Origin of the sequence: Shewanella sp. SR44-3 (genome assembly GCF_014163735.1) — a bacterium.
In the GTDB taxonomy this organism is placed as follows: domain Bacteria; phylum Pseudomonadota; class Gammaproteobacteria; order Enterobacterales; family Shewanellaceae; genus Shewanella.
This window is the reverse complement of record NZ_JACJDV010000115.1, coordinates 1-450: the sequence shown is the minus strand read 5'-3', so window position 1 is coordinate 450 and position 450 is coordinate 1. Positions and strand designations below refer to the sequence as shown.

Sequence of the window (450 nt, the reverse complement as noted above, 5' to 3'; positions counted from 1 at the left end):
CTTCGGGAGGACGCTCACCACTTTGTGGTTCATGACTGGGGTGAAGTCGTAACAAGGTAGCCCTAGGGGAACCTGGGGCTGGATCACCTCCTTACCTATACGACTAACTCATACCTGAAAGTGAGCAATCACCTTGAGTGTTCACACAGATTACTTGATAGAAAGAAAGAGAATATGCGTCTCTATTTAGACGACGTACTCTTGTTTACTGCGATATGCGATAAATAAGATGCAAGTATAAATGGGTCTGTAGCTCAGCTGGTTAGAGCGCACCCCTGATAAGGGTGAGGTCGGTGGTTCAAGTCCACTCTGACCCACCAAAATTTTTCCTTTCCTGCGTTGGAAAGTGACTCGTTTAGTGAACTAAACGTCGCCACTTACCGCCTTGGTAAGAAAATATTTGGTATAACACCTTCTTAGAAGGTACTCGTATATTCTCGACTGTATGTA

Annotated in this window: 1 tRNA gene and 1 rRNA gene; both read left to right on the top strand. The window is 44.9% G+C overall.

Features of this window, described 5'->3' with window-relative positions:
* Nucleotides 1-94 (top strand): 16S ribosomal RNA (locus H5073_RS18055); the annotation flags it as partial.
* A 149-nt stretch (nucleotides 95-243) separates the two neighbouring features.
* Nucleotides 244-320, top strand: a tRNA-Ile gene (locus H5073_RS18050).
* The last annotated feature ends 130 nt before the right edge of the window (nucleotides 321-450 follow it).